A 16,040-nucleotide genomic window follows, 5' to 3' on the forward strand; every position below is an offset into this window, starting at 1 on the left:
TCAGCACACATCGTCATCTGTGACGAAGGCTCCGGCTTGGTCTACCGCGGCAGTTGGTCCAGCGGCCCAGCCGTTGGCACTGCCTCGGGAAGCGGCACCTCCTACACCGCTACATTCAACAACGTCAGCCAGCTGCTGATTAATGGCAGCGAGTTCACAATCGTCCCAGACAGCACCTCTTCTGACTACAGCCAGCGAGACACCGGCCAGTTCAGCACCGTCTGGAGCGCCAACTAGCAAGCCGCTTTAGGCCACTTAACCTTTGCACCTGCGAATTCGGTGGCCAATGCACTGAGCATTTGTTGCGCCGAGCCATAGGCGCCGCTTGGCGACGTCGCGTAAATAGCAACTGCAATCTTCTCGCCACTGAGCTCTACCGTGCCCATCTGCCGTGCTTCATAGGCGCCCGAAGTATCTGGGCCCCAACCGCCCTTAAAAGATGAATTATCGAGGCTGCCTAAGCCATAGCTTTGGGCAGGATCAGAGGCGGCCATAGCAGTGAGCACTCCGCTACCCTGTGCGATACAACCCAACTGCCCCATAAAGCGCGCTTGATCAGCAACTGTCCATTGGGTCTGCCCGAAAGCGGAGAACCCCGGACGCGTAATCGTGGGCTGTACCTGTACGTCTAGCCCCGCTTCAGCCAGAACCGCGCTCGCAGCACTAGCTGCGGATTGTCCTCCACCAAGGGATTGCCAGATATTTTCTGCGGCCGCATTATCGGAATAGGTAATGGCCTGAGAAATCATCGAAGGATCTGCCGAACCAGCGCGCTCTGCGGCAATGGCCACCGGCACCTTCGAGGTAGACCATGCGGCTCGCGGTTCAGAAATACCAGCGCTATAGACCTTGTCTTGACCAGCAACGGCAATTCCTGCGGTACCGCCGTACTTGCTTTCCACGTCTTGGACGATCTTCTGCAGTGCTTCCTGGACGTTCTCCCCCGCTGGAGCAGGAACTGGGTCCTTGTCAGACTGTCCATCATCGCCTTTAGCATCTGCATCGGGCACCATCGTCTGCCCGCTCAAAGTGGGGCGTGGGTCCACATCCGTGCTGGTAGTCATGCTCACTTCCGTTCTTTCCTCCACATCACCGATAGTGCAGGCGCTTGCGGTCAAAGCCACGCATAGAAGGCCTAGGCCGCACAGGTTCTTTTTCTTCATCTAGTTGGGTCCTGTCTCTCTGCCGAAGCTGATTAAACGATGTACACAATGGCGTTGTTGCCGCCGGTGCAGGTGACATATTCGCCGTTGTCACGGCAATCCATCGTGTAGGTGATGCCAGTAACCGGGCTATATGCGGTGATGACCGCGTTATATTCCTTGGTAGATAGGTAATGCTCTACGTATGCACCGCGGACGGCGCGCGCGAACTCAGGAGAGGTCATCGTGGAATCACGGTAGACGTTGTTCAGGTCTCCGCCCGCAGCTCCAGACATAGCTGCCTCGTTTGCGGCCACCGCACCGGCCGGAAGCGAGGGATACGCTGGGCGTTTCGGAACCTTGGCCGCTTCTTCGGTTGGTGGCGCCTCGGTGGTTGTTGCTGCAGAGGTTGTCAGCATCGGGCTGGTGTTCTTCTCATCGCTGCCGCTCTTAAGAAGGAAAAATGCCAAAGCAGCGCAGAGCGCGATGACGGCAAGCACAATGAGAGCAATGATTGCCCACCTCGTACCGCTCGACTGCTTTTCTTGGTACACCAGCGCCGCCTGGCTGTAATCCGCAGAACCATACTCAGGACCATACTGCTGACCGTATCCGCCTTGCGCATAGTACGGCGCGGAGTCACCAACAAATGGTGAACCCATGTTGGACTGCCCGTATTGGCCGTTGTCCTGCGGCGGGTACCCCTGCTCTGAGTAGCCTTGCGGGAATTGCTGTTGTGGTTGATCCGCCGCGTTCTGCCCGTCTGACTGTATTGCCCAAGGGTTGGTATTGGGTGCTTCGTTTGCGCCTTGGTGGGGGCCAAAGCCATTGTTTTCGCCAGACAAAACGGTCTCCTCTATGCAGGGATACGGTAATTACTTAGATTTCTGATTATGACACACGCGTGCCCTTCGACCAGCTAATTTTTGTGCCGAACTCCCCCGAAGTAGGCGGATCTGGGGAAATTTCCTTGGCAGTAGGTGAAGTACCCAAATCTTCGGTTACATTGTCACTATTGCTATCACTGCTTATGTGATTCGCCACCGTCTTTGTTGAGGAAAGGCCGTTTTAGAAATCCCTATGACGAACTATCCAGGTTTCGGCTCGCAGCCTAATAACTCGCGTCCTAATTCATCGCCCCAGTTTGGCTACCCACAGTTTTCTGCGCCACAATCATCGCCACAATTTGGTTCCGGATCTTTTGCCCCCGGTACAAACCCCACGCACCCACCATCGGCTACGCAACCTAATAACTTCGGCGCGCAAATGCCAGCGCACAACGGCAAAGGATTGATTAGCGGCGCAATCATAGGTCTGATTGCCGCCTTCCTCTTCCTCTCCATTGTCTTAGGCGCCGCGGCATATTTTCTGCTGTCAAAAGACACTCCAGAAGCCCCAGCAGACACGGTGTCGACGCCAACCTCAACTGCGCCAACGACCATGAGCGACGTTCCATCCGAAAACGTCTAAAGGGGCCCAGCAACCATAAACTGCCCGGCCCCTCAGCTAATTAGCGCTGCGCCTAATTAGCGGCGCAACCTACTAATTCGCGATAGCGAATTAGTGGAAGAAGTGACGGGTACCGGTGAGGTACATCGTTACGCCAGCCTTCTTAGCGGCCTCGATGACTTCTTCGTCACGGATGGAACCGCCTGGCTGCACAACAGCCTTGACACCAGCGTTGAGGAGAACCTCCAGGCCATCTGCGAACGGAAAGAATGCGTCGGAGGCGGCAAACGAGCCGCGTGCGCGCTCGGCGCCATCCTCGGCTAGGGCGTTAGCGCGCTCGACGGCGAGCTTGGCGGAGTCAACGCGGTTGACCTGGCCCATGCCCACGCCCACGGAGGCGTTGTTCTTGGACAGCAGGATGGCGTTGGACTTCACAGAGCGGACGGAGCGCCATGCGAACTCAAGCTCAGCGAGGTCAGCGTCGTTGAGCGGCTCGCCGCAGGCCAGCGTCCAGTTCTCCGGATTATCGCCCTCGGCCTGGTAAGTATCCGGCTCCTGGCACAGAACGCCGCCGGAGATGTGCTTGATTTCCTCTGCTGGAGCCTCGTGCTCGGCAACGAGGATGCGGAGGTTCTTCTTCTCCTTAAGGATATCCACGGCGCTATCCTCGTAGGACGGAGCGACGATAACCTCGGTGAAGATGTCCTTGACCTGCTTGGCCATCTCGACAGAGACCTCGCGGTTGACGGCGATGACGCCGCCGAATGCGGAGAGCGGGTCGCACGCATGCGCGGCGCGGTGTGCCGCAGCGATGGACTCATCAGACACGGCGATACCGCACGGGTTGGCGTGCTTGATGATGGCAACACACGGACGCTCATGATCCCAGGCGGCGCGCCACGCGGCGTCAGCATCCTGGTAGTTGTTGTAGGACATCTCCTTGCCGTTCAGTTGCTGCGCGTTAGCCAGGCCCTTACCGGAGCCATCGCGGGTAACGGTGGCCTTTTGGTGGGAGTTCTCGCCGTAGCGCAGCGTCGTGGTGGCGCCGCCCTCGGTGAGCTGGTCCACGAACCATGCGGAGACGGCCGCGTCGTAGTCAGCGGTATGCAGGAAGGCGTCGCGAGCAAGAGCGCGGCGCTCCTCGAGGGAGAAGCCACCGTTCTTGGCAGCTTCAGCGACGTCGCCGTAACGAGCCGGGTCCACAACGATGGCCACGGATGGGTGGTTCTTCGCAGCAGCGCGGACCATGGATGGGCCTCCGATGTCGATCTGCTCAACGCAACCATCGAAGTCAGCGCCGGAGGCAACGGTCTCACGGAATGGGTACAGGTTTACAACAACCAACTGGAAAGCCTCGACGCCCAGCTCCTCGAGCTGCGCGAGGTGATCCGACTTGCGGGTATCAGCCAGGATTCCAGCGTGGACCTTCGGGTGCAGCGTCTTCACGCGGCCTTCGAGGCACTCTGGGAAGCCGGTGAGCTTCTCCACTGGGGTGACGTTGATGCCAAGGTCTGCGATCTTGGCAGCGGTGGAACCGGTGGAAACAATCTCAACGCCAGCTGCGTCGAGGGAACGAGCAAGGTCCTCGAGTCCGGTCTTGTCGTAGACGCTGATCAGGGCGCGCTTGATTTGCTTACGGTCATCGCTCATAGTGCGGAGAAAGCCTTCCTAAAAGTTTTAGAGCTGAATCGAAATGGTTTTGTCGGATTCCTGGGAAACCTGGGCGGAACGCAGGACCTTAACAATGAGTTGGCGTTCGACCACCTTGATGCGTTCGTGCAGGCTGGCCTCATCATCGTCAGCGCGGACCGCTACGGGTTCCTGCGCGATGATGCGACCGGTGTCTACGCCGGCATCGACAAAGTGGACGGTGGAACCTGTGACCTTCACTCCGTATGCCAATGCGTCGCGGACGCCGTGGGCGCCCTTGAAGGATGGCAACAGTGCTGGGTGGGTGTTGATGGTGCGACCCTCAAAGCGGGACAGGAAGTCTGCGCCCAGGATCTTCATGAAACCAGCTGAAACAACAATGTCTGGTTGCGCAGCATCCACTGCGGCAACCAGACGCTTATTCCATTCGGCGCGGTCTTGGCCCATCTCCACTACTTCTGCGGCAATGCCTGCGGCTTGGGCGCGCTCGATTCCCTGGCAAAGCACGTCAGCGACGACCTTGACCACACGATAGTTCTCATCCTGTGCATCGATGATGGCTTGCAGGAGTGAGCCGGTTCCGGAAACCAGAACCACGATTTCATTCGGACGGGAGTTACGGGCGTTTTCACCTTGTGGCTGATGCTGTGAAGTCACGGCACTTAGCCTAGTCCTTTGACCCCTTTTGCGGGAATTCTTCGACGATTTCTCCCTCCACTACTTCAAGATCTTCCTCTACGGCTTCGGCGCCTTCCTTGCTTACGCCCACGTCGCCCTGGGCTTGGTTCGACTGCTCGTCTGCCGGCTCCTCCGCAGCCTCTTCCACAGGTTCCCCGCAGCCTCTTCAGTCTCCGAGGAGGGAGCTCCCGCTTCGCCAACCGCGCTTTCCTCTATATCTTCTGTTTCTTCAGCATCGTCAGCACCTTCGGCTTTCCCTGCATCACCGGTATCACTGGCATCAGATTCCTCTATCTCTGCGTCCACTACGTCCGCATTCACGACGTCGTCGGGCGCTGCACTGGCCGCAGCTTCAGCCCCAGCGTCAGCCCCAGCGTCGACCCCAGTGGTGTCACCATCAGTCAGGGCCGCTTCCCCTGCAGCCTCTTCTGCTTCATCAGCAGCTGCGGCTGCAGAAGCAGAAGCGCTGCGGGAAGCATGCCATGCGCCGATCGCAAAGGCACAAGCAAAGGCGAACGCAATGGCCGCGAACCACAGTGCCACCAGCCCGGTAGTGGACCAGATGTTCAGACCGGTCGCACCATATGTACCGAGGGTGCCAGTCACAAAGTAGCTTGCAATCAGAGTAAAGAGAGCAACGAACACAGTCGCTGCAGCCGCGAAAGCAAAGCTCACGTGACGGCGTGCCCGCCAGACCACCACAATGGCCGCACAGATGGGCAGCGCCAACAAGCCGATTGCCCACGAGGACACAGCCCCCGGAACCACGCCGACGATAGGCAGCGGTGGCAAAGGCACCATGTGGATACTAAACAAGCTCACGCTGCTCTCAGGGCCAAACTGGAATTCGGAGCCAGCAAGGACGCCACTAGTCCCCACGATCGCATTGGGCAAGTAAAGCAGGCTCAGGCAATACAGAAGGAACGTTCCCACACCGTCGATTGCCGGGTAAGAATCCATCAACTGCCCTTGGCGGGACCAACCCACGATCCCCACGATGACAAAAACTAACGCGGCGACCGCACTTAGCGCGCCAAGGTAACGCAGGGCGGTAACCGCGGCGTCGACAAGCATGCGCGGAAAACCGAATCGCTTCGCCAGCGCCTTCCACAAGCGTGGGCCCATGCCGCCCGCCAAGGCCACAAGGTGTAGCAGCAACATGCGTGGCAGAACGGCGAAGAAGTTCGGCGGGGAAACGTCATAAACCTTGCCCGCGTCCCACAGCATCAGCCACGCGATGATCGTCAGAACCAATGGGACCGCCACCACGCACGCCAGCAGCACAAGGAGATCGTTGATGCTCACCTTGTGCTTGATGGCCTGGCGCACCCTATGCCCCACCACAAAAGCGAGAAGCCCCGCGGGCAGCAAAGGCATGACAGAGAGCTCAATGCCTCCTGCCGATACAGGCGCGAGATTAAAGACCATCAACGATTCCGCGACGATGGTGGGCAGCCACGCCAGCGGCGAGCTGGTCAACAACAACGCAGCCAGTGTTACCGAAAGCACGATGAGGACAACGACAACATTGGGGATAGCCACGGTCCAGAGCATGCGGCGAATGCGCCCGGCCATCGTGGTCGGCGCAGTGGCGCGGCGCGCTCGTGCCTGCGAGCCGACCTTGCTGGCAACGCGCGCAGCGGATTTAGAGCTAGCGGTTCCACCCCGCCCGCGCACTTGCGCGCGCGAGCGGGAGGCCGACCGCGTTTGAGGGCTGGTGTTTTTGTTCATCGGCTCCACTTTGCCACGGCACCAGGCGGTTATAAGGTTGGCACGACGACAAGGTACGCAAATCCTTTAACCCTCTACAAGAAGGCAGCGCTTTCGCCTGGTTTTAAGACGCCAAAACTCTCATGAAAATCATGAGATGCGCAATAGGCCTATATATAAGGAAAGGAAAGAAGAGACACACAGTGTGACTCTTCCAAGTGACGATTTATTTCCACCCCCGACAAATAGCAGCTGATGGAGCCAAATGTGATCCAAAATTTTTCTGCTATTTCCTGCGAATTTCACCGACTTTCCCGAAAAATCCAAAGAACGGGTTGCTGTTACTTTTTCGAGACGCTACTCTTACATCTCGTTGGTAACAGGAAGGTCACAATCGCATAACCAACCTCCCAAAGCTGTAACGCGAAACTTTGACTGATTTTATTGCGGGTGCGATTGGGTGATTGTGAAGATAATGGAAGAAGAATTCATGCGAAGCAAGACTCAGCGGAGCGCAGGCCGTCACCGCAAGATCACCACCTCGCAGACGGCGAAGGGTCGCCTAGCCCTGGTGACCATCGCTGCAGGAGCAGTGTCCACCGCAGGCGTTGGTGGCGCAGCAGCTGCAAACCTTCAGGCAGAAGATGCTGGCACCAAGGCACAGACTGTTGACTACAACTTGGCTAACGAGTCTGACGCCCTCGAGAACGTTCAGAACGGTGCCAAAGCGGCAGCTGATGCCGTGGCAGCCGCTACCCCACAGATCCTCGCTGTAGCTGAGGCTAAACCGGTCACTGACCTCACCGAGCAGCTCAACAAGGCAATTCAGGCTTCCGAGGCTCGCACCGCCGCTGACGAGGCTTCTCGCGCTCCGTCCGTAGCCCGCCCAGCAGAAGGCGCTTTCACCTCCGGCTTCGGCCCACGTTGGGGCTCTTTCCACTCTGGCATCGACATCGCTAACGCTGTCGGTACCCCAATCCTCGCCGCTATGGACGGCACCGTCATCGATTCCGGCCCAGCTTCCGGCTACGGCCAGTGGATCCGCATTCAGCACGACGATGGCTCCATGACCGTTTACGGCCACATGCAGACCCTCGACGTTGCTGTTGGTGAGCGCGTCCACGCTGGCCAGAAGATCGCCGGCATGGGCTCCCTCGGTTTCTCCACCGGTTCCCACCTGCACTTCGAAATCCACCCTGCAGGCCAGGGCGCAGTTGACCCAATCTCTTGGTTCGCTGAGCGCGGCATCGTTATCTCCTAAGACCGCTCAAGCCCCCAAAGTTTCTTCTTTTCCCACCCCTTCCCTTAATCTCGCAATGGCAATGAGGCACTTAGCTTCATTGCCATTTTTAAGCTTTCAGCCGCTTTCTTTGCCTTTTCTCTGCCATGAAATAGATCTCTTTTAGAGAATGTCTTTCAACTACAGCGAAATACTTGGAAAAAGCCCCCTTCCACCCTCATTTCAAAAATTCTGAAACCCGAGTTTGTGGGATCGTCCCCAAACGGAGACCGCTACCCTAATGATTGCCCCAAGAAGGCCGGACCATTGCCCTTTTAAAGCTTACCCGGTAAGCTCCAAAGTGATTACCCGGTAACCATCGAGTTTTTCAGATATCGCATACCAGCGCCCTCACTGTCCTTCCCAAAACTCTCCCAAGAACGGGCACCGACCATGTCAATGAAACATTCTTTGCTATCGCTTCTCAGCGCCAGGCCAGCCACGGCCAGCCAATTACAGCACGAGTTTGCCGATGCCATGGAGGGCCTGTGGCCCCTCAATATCGGCCAAGTTTCCCAAACCCTCAAACGTTTGGAACGTGACAGCTTCATCGTAGAAAGCGGCGAGGTTACCGGCCCCACGGGCAGAAAGGCCGTTGAATACTCCATCACTGAGGAGGGCCGGAGCGAGCTTGCAGCGTGGTGGACACGCAGCGTCGACAAGCAGCCCATCGAGCGCGACGAGCTCGTGCTCAAGATTGCACTCGCCGCCGGCCGCAGCGACGTTGATGCCCTAAGAATCTTGGATTCGCAGCGCTTTGCCACGATGAAGCAGCTTCGCATCCTCAATCAACAAGCCTCCGAAATGCCAGAAGAGCGCAGCGCACGAAGGTTGGCTCTAGAGAGGGAGATTTTCGACCTCGAAGCGCTCTCCCGTTGGCTCGATCGCGCAGAGTCTTTAGCCACTCCAAGATCTTTGTCCCCCACTACCAAGCCGGAAGAGGATTAACAATGAACGCCACCACCAACGCTCATGCACCGTTCCCCCTGGAGTTGCAGGAGGTCACCCGCGTCTTCGGCACGGGCGCCCGGCAGGTTACGGCCTTGGACAACATCGATCTCCAGCTGCGCCCCGGCGAGCTTGTGGCAGTCATGGGGCCATCGGGTTCCGGTAAATCCACTCTGCTCAACGTTGCCGGGCTCCTACTCCCGCCGACCTCGGGCAGGGTGCTTATCGACGGCGCGGATGCCGCCGATCTCTCCAAGTCAGCGTCTGCCACCATGCGCCGCCGCCATTTGGGTTTCGTATTTCAGAACTTCAACCTGGTATCCACGCTGACGGTCGGTGAGAACGTGACACTGCCTTTAGAGCTCGACGGCGTATCCCGCGAGAAGTGCCGGGAGGCCGCCGAGGAAGCGCTCGCAGAGGTCAGCCTCGAGGGCGTTGCTGACCGCTTTCCCGAAGAAATTTCCGGCGGCCAAGCCCAACGAGTGGCTATCGCACGTGCACTCATCGGGCCCCGCAAAGTGCTTCTGGCAGATGAGCCCACGGGCGCACTCGATACGAGTACGAGCGATTCGATCATGAAATTGCTACGCTCGCGCATCGACGCCGGAGCGTCCGGACTGCTGGTCACACACGAACCACGCTTTGCCGGCTGGGCCGACTCCGTGGTCATGGTCCGCGACGGCAAACTCAGCAAGGAGGGCAACTAGTCATGTCTTCGTTCTCGGCTGTCACGCGCCCCACGAGGCGCGACATGGTCAAACACCCGTGGCGCTCGCTCGCGGGTCTGTTACTGGTGGCTCTTCCGGTCGCGGCACTCATCGCGTTCGGAATCGGTACATCCTCTGAAAGCCAGTTCAGCTCGCTGATGTACAGCATGGATCGCACCATTAGCCCAGCTTCACCAGAATTCGACAACGGTTCGGAGCGAAACTTCCGCGACGTTGCGAACGAGGCCCTTCCTGGTGACCTGCAGGCTAGCCCTGTGGTCAATTTCTTCCATGGTCCTGTTCGCTTTGGCTCTAAGAGTGCTGGAACGACCTTTTCTCAGTTCGACGTAGACAATCCGCCCGCTGAGGCTGCGGTGCTTCTGGAGCACTATCAATTGCAACCTGGGCAAGTACTTCTTTCTGCTGATACGGCCAAGAAGATCGGCGCCGACGTTAGCGACGTGGTGGAGGTCAGTGGAGGAAAAGAAGCTAAGGTTGCGGGCATCGTTCCCGGCGTTGATAGCTACGCCACGGCACCGGCTTTGGTAAGCGACGAAGACTTGGACCACAATCCCGGCCAAGCCATGTGGGCGATCGTGGGCAGCCACCAGCTCACTGAGGATGACGCAAAAGCCCTAGCCAAGAAAGGCCTGGCGCTGTACGACAGCCACCTTGATTCCAACAGCGATGTGACACCCAGTCTAACCGGAGATGAGATCCTCTTCTTGCTTTTCGTTGCGAGCGTTTATTCCTTCGCAGCGTTGCTCGTTCTGGTCCTCGTTGCGCCAGTCTTCAGCTTTGCGTTGGGTAAGAACCTACGCCTTTATGCGCTCATGGCCTCGCAGGGTGCCTCACCGAAGCACATCGCCGCTGCCGTGCTGGCATATGGCTTCCTCACCGGAGTAGTGGGCGCGACGATTGGTGCAGTCTTGGGCTTTGCCATCGGTATCGCGGCCTGGTGCATTCGCTTCCCAAGTCTACCCCTCGATATCCCCTGGCTGATGTGCGCGGAAATCTGGGCGATTGCGGTCCTTGGCTCTACGTGCACTGCAGCAATTCCAGCTTGGTTGGCGGCACGCTCGGCGCTGACGACTGCAATCCAAGGCGGCAGACCTGACCGCATAGTGCGCTGGCGTAAAGAGATGGCGTACGGGCCAATGGCCCTGCCAATCTTGGTTCTCCTTTCCCTAACACCAGCAGGACAAAAGCTCTTCGGCCCTTTGGGGCTTTTGGCCTTCATCGCCGTCGGGGCAAGTGCGCCCGCCCTCATTTTTGCGGCTTCCCGGCTATGCAGCCACGGCGGCCTCGCTCTCCGCCTTGCCGGGCGAGGTCTACTGCGACGTGGCATGCGCACCATTCCCACTGCGGTGGCGCTCCTAGCAATCACGTTCACCGCAGCGGCGGGCTCTGTGATTTCCTTCCTCGATGCCGCCAAGTGGGAGGAGCAATCCACCTTGGTCAACCCAGGTTCAACGGCGATCATCGCCACCGATGACTATTCAAACGCCGTTGATAACCCCAACTCAAGTGCTGAAACAGCCGCAGCCGATGCCGCGCTTGCTCAGAAACCCGGCCACGCGATGGAGTTGCGCGGCTACGTGGACCCTTATTCCGCGCATCTGCCGGACTCGCAGGTACCCAGCGTCAAACTCACGATGGAATATGACTTCGTCTGCGAGCAGACGGATCCAACAGACAACGTCGAAGAAGCGACCTTCATCGATAGGCAAGGTCGAACAACTGATACTTCAGCTGAGGCTCGCGAGGCCTGTGCGCATGAAATGATGACATGGCTTCCCACCAGCGATCTGATGAAGTACGGAAGAACCCTTGAGGCAACGCCGGAGACACTCGATCTCTTCAACTTCGACAGTCCGGCAGACAAGGACAAGGCAGCTGCCACCCTTGAACAGGGCGGCATCGTCTTAGCCCACGGTCGCCATTTGGAGGGCCGCAGCGAAGCACGCTTCACCGCAGAACGCGCCGAGCAAAGAAATGGCAGCGTCATCGGCAGCGCTACTGCAAAGCTTCCGGCAGTTGAGGCATTGCCTATTTTTGCGCGCGACGTAACACTGATTAGCCCTGGCGCCGCGGAAAAGCTGAATATTAAAGCAGCTCGACTAGGAACCGCAGTAGCTTTTAACGAGACCCCTACGCCAAAGGAGCGGGAGGGCATCTCCTTTGATGTCGAGCAAGCATCAGGTGGAACCCACACTATTTCCTTCACCGGCACTCCGCAGAGTGATGAATGGGCCCCAGCTGCAATCCTCGCTGTGCTCAGCGTGCTGGCCTTGGTCTTCATCATTGCGAATACCGCCGTTGCCATGCGGCGCGAAGCAGATACCTATAACTCGCTGGGTGCGCCGCTGAGCTTGATGGCCAAGGTTAGTGCGTGGCAGACATGGATCATCGCCGGAGTCAGCATGCTGACGGGATATGTGTTGGGCCAAGCTGTCGGCGTGTTCCTCAGCGAAGCTCCCCGAAACCTCTATAACTCCAATCCATATTCAATTAACGGTATCGAGTACTTCCAACCGGACCGGTGGATGCTTCTGGTGGTTATTGCAGTGCCCTTGGCCGGTGCCGCAATTTCTGCGCTGAGCCAGGCACGGGGACGTGGCGGTGACATCACTGCCCGTGATCGCGACGAGCAGCGAGCCCTCGCCTAGAAAGCGGTCTAGGCACCAGCCTTGTCGCAGCTCATCCAGCGTTTCTCAGCACGTAGGAGGATTCACCCCCACAACACACCCCCACACATTAAACCCAAACTTCACAGTCGTAACTTCTTTCACATCAGTAACACGCGCAACATGCTGGCATGTTCGAATGATTTTCGAAAAATTCCGGCGTTTACCTGCAATTTCAGATATTGCAGTTCACGGAAAAGACCGATAGCTTTATCTCGTTGCCACAAACAGGCCGCCAAGCCGGGATTGAACTTTCCCGGCGTGTCGGACTTGAAATCAATGGCATCCCGCAGGCTTAACCGAGCCACCCCGAACATGCTCCGTCATGAAAAGGACTTGAAGTTATGAAGCGCAATTCCCGCGCACGCAAGATTGTGACGCTCACGGCTCTATCCTTGAGCACTGCACTTGCTACCACCATGGGCGCTAACGCCTCCGCCGCGCAGCCGGCAGCCAGCGTTGACGTCTCTGATGGCTCGTCAAAGCCAGAAGTTACAACTAATGCAGATAACACCACGCTTATCGACGCCTTCGTGGGACTCACCAAGTCCACCGCCGGCGTCTTGGCGGGCGCAGTCTCACCTGAGATTTCTAACAACGGCGGCGCCCTGAACATCGTTCTTGACCCATCCAGCATCCCAGGCCTCGCTGAGGCTTATGCCCCAGCGGGTGACCACTCCGGACTGACCCCAGTCAAGGGCCAGGATAGCTCCGGAAACACCGTTGTGTTCCCAACCTCCGGTACCTTCACCTCCGGCTTCGGCCCGCGTTGGGGCACCTTCCACAACGGTATCGATATTGCCAACCCGATTGGCACGCCGATTTACTCCATCATGGACGGTGAAGTTATCTCCTCTGGTCCGGCGCAAGGCTTTGGCCACTGGATCCGCATCCGGCACGACGATGGAACCATCTCCGTCTATGGCCACATGCCAGGTGACCAGCTCCTCGTAAACGTCGGCGACCGAGTCTCTGCTGGACAGCAGATCTCCGTCATCGGCAACGAGGGCCACTCCACCGGCCCGCACCTCCACTTCGAGGTGCACCCAGGTGGCGGCGCAGCCGTCGACCCGGTTCCGTGGTTCGCTCAGCGTGGAATCATCATCTAAGCGAGCTCCCCCTAGCGCCTAAAGCTTTTCCATCGGAACACCGCCGATAAGCATGAGGCGCACCTTGCCTGCCGATCCGAAGTCCACCGTCACGGTGGCGCGTGGACCGGAGCCGGAGGCATCGATGACCGTGCCCAGTCCGTATTTAGCGTGATTGACACGGTCCCCCACAACTAAATTCAACTGGTTGTTCTTTGGCATTGAGGTCGAAGAGGCAGGTTTCCGCGTGCGTTGCGAAGGGGAAGACGTAGCGCGCGGGGAGGTCCTGCCCCACCCAGACCAATCCGAACCATAAGAACGACCGTATTGGTAGGAGTCATCTCCACCCCATGCACTGGACAGCGAGCTGTCTGGTTCTTCACGGCGCCAGTCGATGAGGTCCTCTGGGACCTCGGCGAGGAAGCGGCTGGCCGGATTCGTCATCGGATTGCCCCACGACGAGCGAAGAATCGCACGGGTGAAATACAGCTGCTCACGAGCACGCGTGATGCCTACGTACGCCAGGCGGCGTTCTTCACTGAGTTCCTTGGGGTCCCCCAAAGAACGCATGTGCGGGAATTGGCCGTCCTCCCAGCCGGTGAGGAAGACGACTGGGAACTCCAAGCCCTTGGCGGTATGCAGCGTCATCAGCGTGACCACTCCGGACTCATTGTCTGGGATTTGGTCAGCGTCAGCTACCAACGACACCTTTTCCAGGAACGCCTGGAGCGAGCCGGGCAGGGCCTCCCCCTCGGCGAGCTCCGGGCTTATGTCGTTTTCAACATCGGCACCAGTGAATGCCAATTGGTTCGCGGCCTCGGAGCTAAACTCGCGTGCTACAGAAACCAACTCATTGAGGTTGTCCAAGCGGGCGCCATCTTGCGGGTCGTTGGAGTTTTCCAGCTCTGCGCGGTATCCGGTGGCGTCCAGTACTGCGCTCAACAGCTCGCCTAGGTCTGGCTGGTGCGTAACTTCATTGGTCATGCCCGGAATCTGGGCCCGGATACCTTCCATCATCTCGTTGAACTTCGACACCGAATTGACCGCGCGGGTACCCAGGCCCGCAACGTTGCCAGCTGCGGCATCATAAAGCGCCTTGCCAAAGCTGATGCCGAGGTTCTCCGCATGCAGTGCTATCTGGGCCTGGGCTTTGTCACCAATAGCACGCTTCGGCACGTTGATGATGCGGCGCAGGCTCACCGTGTCATCCGGATTATCGATGATGCGCAGGTAAGCCACCATGTCACGAATCTCCCGGCGCTCGTAGAAGCGCGTACCGCCAACCACCTTGTACGGAATGCCGGAGCGAACGAAGATGTCTTCCAGTGCGCGGGACGCGTTGTTGGTGCGGTACATGATCGCGATGTCCGAATAGTCGCGGCCCTTGTCAGACAAGGAATCGATCTCTGAGGCAATAAAGCGCGCCTCATCGTGCTCGTTGTCCGCAACGTAGCCGACGATCTTGGCGCCCTCCCCGTGAGCGGTCCACAGGTTCTTCTCGCGCCGGCCCTCATTCTTAGCAATCACCGCATTCGCGGCATTCAGAATGGTCTGCGTCGAGCGATAGTTCTGCTCAAGCAAGATGGTGTGCGCCTGCGGATAGTCGCGTTCGAACTCCTGGATATTGCGGATGGTGGCGCCACGGAATGCATAAATGGACTGATCAGAGTCACCCACCACGCACAGCTCCGGCGCGTCCGGCCCCAGTTCTCCCCTACCGACCAGCGCAGACACCAAAGCGTACTGTGCATGGTTGGTGTCCTGGTACTCATCGATCAGCACGTGCTTGAAGCGACGACGGTAGAAGTCCACCACCTGGGGATGCTGATTGAAGATGCGGACGACCTCACCAATCAGATCATCAAAGTCCACCGAATTAGCCGCGCGCAGGCGCCGCTGGTACTCGTCGAATACGCGAGCCACCGTAATGTCGAAAGGATTCTTGGTCTTCTCCGCCTCAGCCAAGGCATAGTCAGGGGAAACCAGCTCGTTCTTGTGATTCGAGATCTGGTTAGCCAGCACGCGTGCCGTGTACTTCTTCAAGTCCAGCTGCATGTCCTTGGCAATCATGGTCAGCAGGCGGCGCGCATCGTCCCCGTCATAGATGGTGAAGTTGGTATTCAGCCCTGGGACTAGCTGAGCGTTTTGGCGCAGGATGCGCACACAAATGGAGTGAAAGGTCGAGACCCACATGCGCTCAGCCACCGGACCCACGAGCTGGCCGACGCGCTCCTTCATTTCGGCCGCAGCCTTGTTGGTAAAGGTAATCGCCAGGATCTCCCACGGCGCCACGCCTCGGTTACGCATGAGATAAGCAATGCGGCGCGTGAGCACGGCAGTCTTACCTGAACCCGCGCCCGCCACGATCAGCAGCGGCGATCCTGCGTGCGTGACGGCCTCTATTTGTTGCGGGTTAAGCCCCTCCGTCAGCGGATCTGGGCCAGCTGGTCTCTGATCGGCTGCCGCGTGACTAGCGAGCCTCTGGCTGGCCGAGGCTGGTGGAGTGGCGGCGCGGGCAGGCTGCCCAAAGCCGCCGAAGAGATCCGGCTGCTGGCCAGCACCGAATCCACCGGCTGAATCGCCGGGGGCACCAGCACTGCCATGGCCTTCGGGGCGCGGGGCGGGAGAAAATGGAGACGCATCATTCATAATGCCTACCAACCTACTAGTCCCTCCGGACATTGCCCCATAACACGCCATAC

The 16,040-nt window shown here is 58.5% G+C and carries 13 protein-coding genes and 1 pseudogene; 7 read left to right on the top strand and 7 right to left on the bottom strand.

The window, feature by feature from the left end; translation table 11 throughout:
- Positions 1-237, top strand: a pseudogene (locus HMPREF0308_RS13900) (hypothetical protein); the annotation flags it as partial.
- Here HMPREF0308_RS13900 and HMPREF0308_RS07225 read toward each other — a convergent pair.
- Both HMPREF0308_RS07225 and HMPREF0308_RS13015 read right to left on the bottom strand, forming a co-directional pair.
- Entirely contained in the window at positions 234-1,064 is an 831-nt protein-coding gene (locus tag HMPREF0308_RS07225) for a serine hydrolase (RefSeq protein ID WP_236251932.1), read from the bottom strand. The pseudogene HMPREF0308_RS13900 and the gene HMPREF0308_RS07225 overlap by 4 nt on opposite strands.
- A gap of 131 nt (positions 1,065-1,195) precedes the next feature.
- Positions 1,196-1,987, bottom strand: coding sequence for a hypothetical protein (locus tag HMPREF0308_RS13015; RefSeq protein ID WP_005530179.1), 792 nt, complete (start codon positions 1,985-1,987; stop codon positions 1,196-1,198).
- Positions 1,988-2,222: 235 nt separating this feature from the next.
- Between HMPREF0308_RS13015 and HMPREF0308_RS13670 the strand changes: the two genes are divergently transcribed.
- On the top strand, positions 2,223-2,612 hold the full coding sequence (locus HMPREF0308_RS13670) for a hypothetical protein (protein ID WP_155115463.1): 390 nt from the start codon (positions 2,223-2,225) through the stop codon (positions 2,610-2,612).
- A 90-nt stretch (positions 2,613-2,702) separates the two neighbouring features.
- On the opposite strand, the gene purH is transcribed toward HMPREF0308_RS13670, so the two are convergent.
- From purH to HMPREF0308_RS07245, 3 genes are all read right to left on the bottom strand, one after another.
- Positions 2,703-4,241: a bifunctional phosphoribosylaminoimidazolecarboxamide formyltransferase/IMP cyclohydrolase gene (gene purH, locus HMPREF0308_RS07235; RefSeq protein WP_005530183.1), complete on the bottom strand. Its 1,539-nt coding sequence runs from the start codon at positions 4,239-4,241 to the stop codon at positions 2,703-2,705.
- A gap of 27 nt (positions 4,242-4,268) precedes the next feature.
- Positions 4,269-4,898, bottom strand: coding sequence for a phosphoribosylglycinamide formyltransferase (purN, locus tag HMPREF0308_RS07240; RefSeq protein ID WP_005530186.1), 630 nt, complete (start codon positions 4,896-4,898; stop codon positions 4,269-4,271).
- A gap of 102 nt (positions 4,899-5,000) precedes the next feature.
- Positions 5,001-6,650, bottom strand: coding sequence for a cell division protein PerM (locus HMPREF0308_RS07245; protein ID WP_115340864.1), 1,650 nt, complete (start codon positions 6,648-6,650; stop codon positions 5,001-5,003).
- A 469-nt stretch (positions 6,651-7,119) separates the two neighbouring features.
- Between HMPREF0308_RS07245 and HMPREF0308_RS07250 the strand changes: the two genes are divergently transcribed.
- From HMPREF0308_RS07250 to HMPREF0308_RS07265, 4 genes are all read left to right on the top strand, one after another.
- A complete protein-coding gene (locus tag HMPREF0308_RS07250) occupies positions 7,120-7,890 on the top strand; it encodes a M23 family metallopeptidase (protein ID WP_034657240.1) in 771 nt (256 codons plus the stop codon).
- Between the two features lie 411 nt (positions 7,891-8,301).
- Entirely contained in the window at positions 8,302-8,856 is a 555-nt protein-coding gene (locus tag HMPREF0308_RS07255; protein WP_034657203.1) for a PadR family transcriptional regulator, read from the top strand.
- Between the two features lie 2 nt (positions 8,857-8,858).
- The gene (locus HMPREF0308_RS07260; RefSeq protein ID WP_005530194.1) at positions 8,859-9,563 is read left to right on the top strand and encodes an ABC transporter ATP-binding protein; all 705 of its coding nucleotides are present in this window, start codon (positions 8,859-8,861) and stop codon (positions 9,561-9,563) included.
- Positions 9,564-9,565: 2 nt separating this feature from the next.
- Positions 9,566-12,232: an ABC transporter permease gene (locus HMPREF0308_RS07265; protein ID WP_034657204.1), complete on the top strand. Its 2,667-nt coding sequence runs from the start codon at positions 9,566-9,568 to the stop codon at positions 12,230-12,232.
- A gap of 119 nt (positions 12,233-12,351) precedes the next feature.
- Here HMPREF0308_RS07265 and HMPREF0308_RS07270 read toward each other — a convergent pair whose 3' ends face one another.
- Positions 12,352-12,558, bottom strand: a complete 207-nt coding sequence (locus tag HMPREF0308_RS07270) for a hypothetical protein (RefSeq protein ID WP_128088527.1) — start codon at positions 12,556-12,558, stop codon at positions 12,352-12,354.
- Between the two features lie 36 nt (positions 12,559-12,594).
- On the opposite strand from HMPREF0308_RS07270, the gene HMPREF0308_RS07275 reads away from it, so the two are divergent.
- Positions 12,595-13,359, top strand: a complete 765-nt coding sequence (locus HMPREF0308_RS07275; RefSeq protein WP_005530200.1) for a M23 family metallopeptidase — start codon at positions 12,595-12,597, stop codon at positions 13,357-13,359.
- Between the two features lie 18 nt (positions 13,360-13,377).
- On the opposite strand, the gene pcrA is transcribed toward HMPREF0308_RS07275, so the two are convergent.
- Positions 13,378-15,987: a DNA helicase PcrA gene (gene pcrA / locus HMPREF0308_RS07280; RefSeq protein WP_005530201.1), complete on the bottom strand. Its 2,610-nt coding sequence runs from the start codon at positions 15,985-15,987 to the stop codon at positions 13,378-13,380.
- Between the last annotated feature and the right edge of the window lie 53 nt (positions 15,988-16,040).

The sequence above is a fragment of the Corynebacterium striatum ATCC 6940 genome (assembly GCF_000159135.1).
Classification (GTDB): Bacteria; Actinomycetota; Actinomycetes; order Mycobacteriales; family Mycobacteriaceae; genus Corynebacterium; species Corynebacterium striatum.

Coding starts and splice junctions, on each gene's coding strand:
- HMPREF0308_RS07260 (WP_005530194.1), top strand. CDS start 8,859: ATGAACGCCACCACCAACGCTCATGCACCGTTCCCCCTGGAGTTGCAG.
- HMPREF0308_RS07265 (WP_034657204.1), top strand. CDS start 9,566: ATGTCTTCGTTCTCGGCTGTCACGCGCCCCACGAGGCGCGACATGGTC.
- HMPREF0308_RS07245 (WP_115340864.1), bottom strand. CDS start 6,650: ATGAACAAAAACACCAGCCCTCAAACGCGGTCGGCCTCCCGCTCGCGC.
- HMPREF0308_RS13670 (WP_155115463.1), top strand. CDS start 2,223: ATGACGAACTATCCAGGTTTCGGCTCGCAGCCTAATAACTCGCGTCCT.
- HMPREF0308_RS07250 (WP_034657240.1), top strand. CDS start 7,120: ATGCGAAGCAAGACTCAGCGGAGCGCAGGCCGTCACCGCAAGATCACC.
- HMPREF0308_RS07255 (WP_034657203.1), top strand. CDS start 8,302: ATGTCAATGAAACATTCTTTGCTATCGCTTCTCAGCGCCAGGCCAGCC.
- purH (WP_005530183.1), bottom strand. CDS start 4,241: ATGAGCGATGACCGTAAGCAAATCAAGCGCGCCCTGATCAGCGTCTAC.
- HMPREF0308_RS07275 (WP_005530200.1), top strand. CDS start 12,595: ATGAAGCGCAATTCCCGCGCACGCAAGATTGTGACGCTCACGGCTCTA.
- HMPREF0308_RS07225 (WP_236251932.1), bottom strand. CDS start 1,064: ATGACTACCAGCACGGATGTGGACCCACGCCCCACTTTGAGCGGGCAG.
- pcrA (WP_005530201.1), bottom strand. CDS start 15,987: ATGAATGATGCGTCTCCATTTTCTCCCGCCCCGCGCCCCGAAGGCCAT.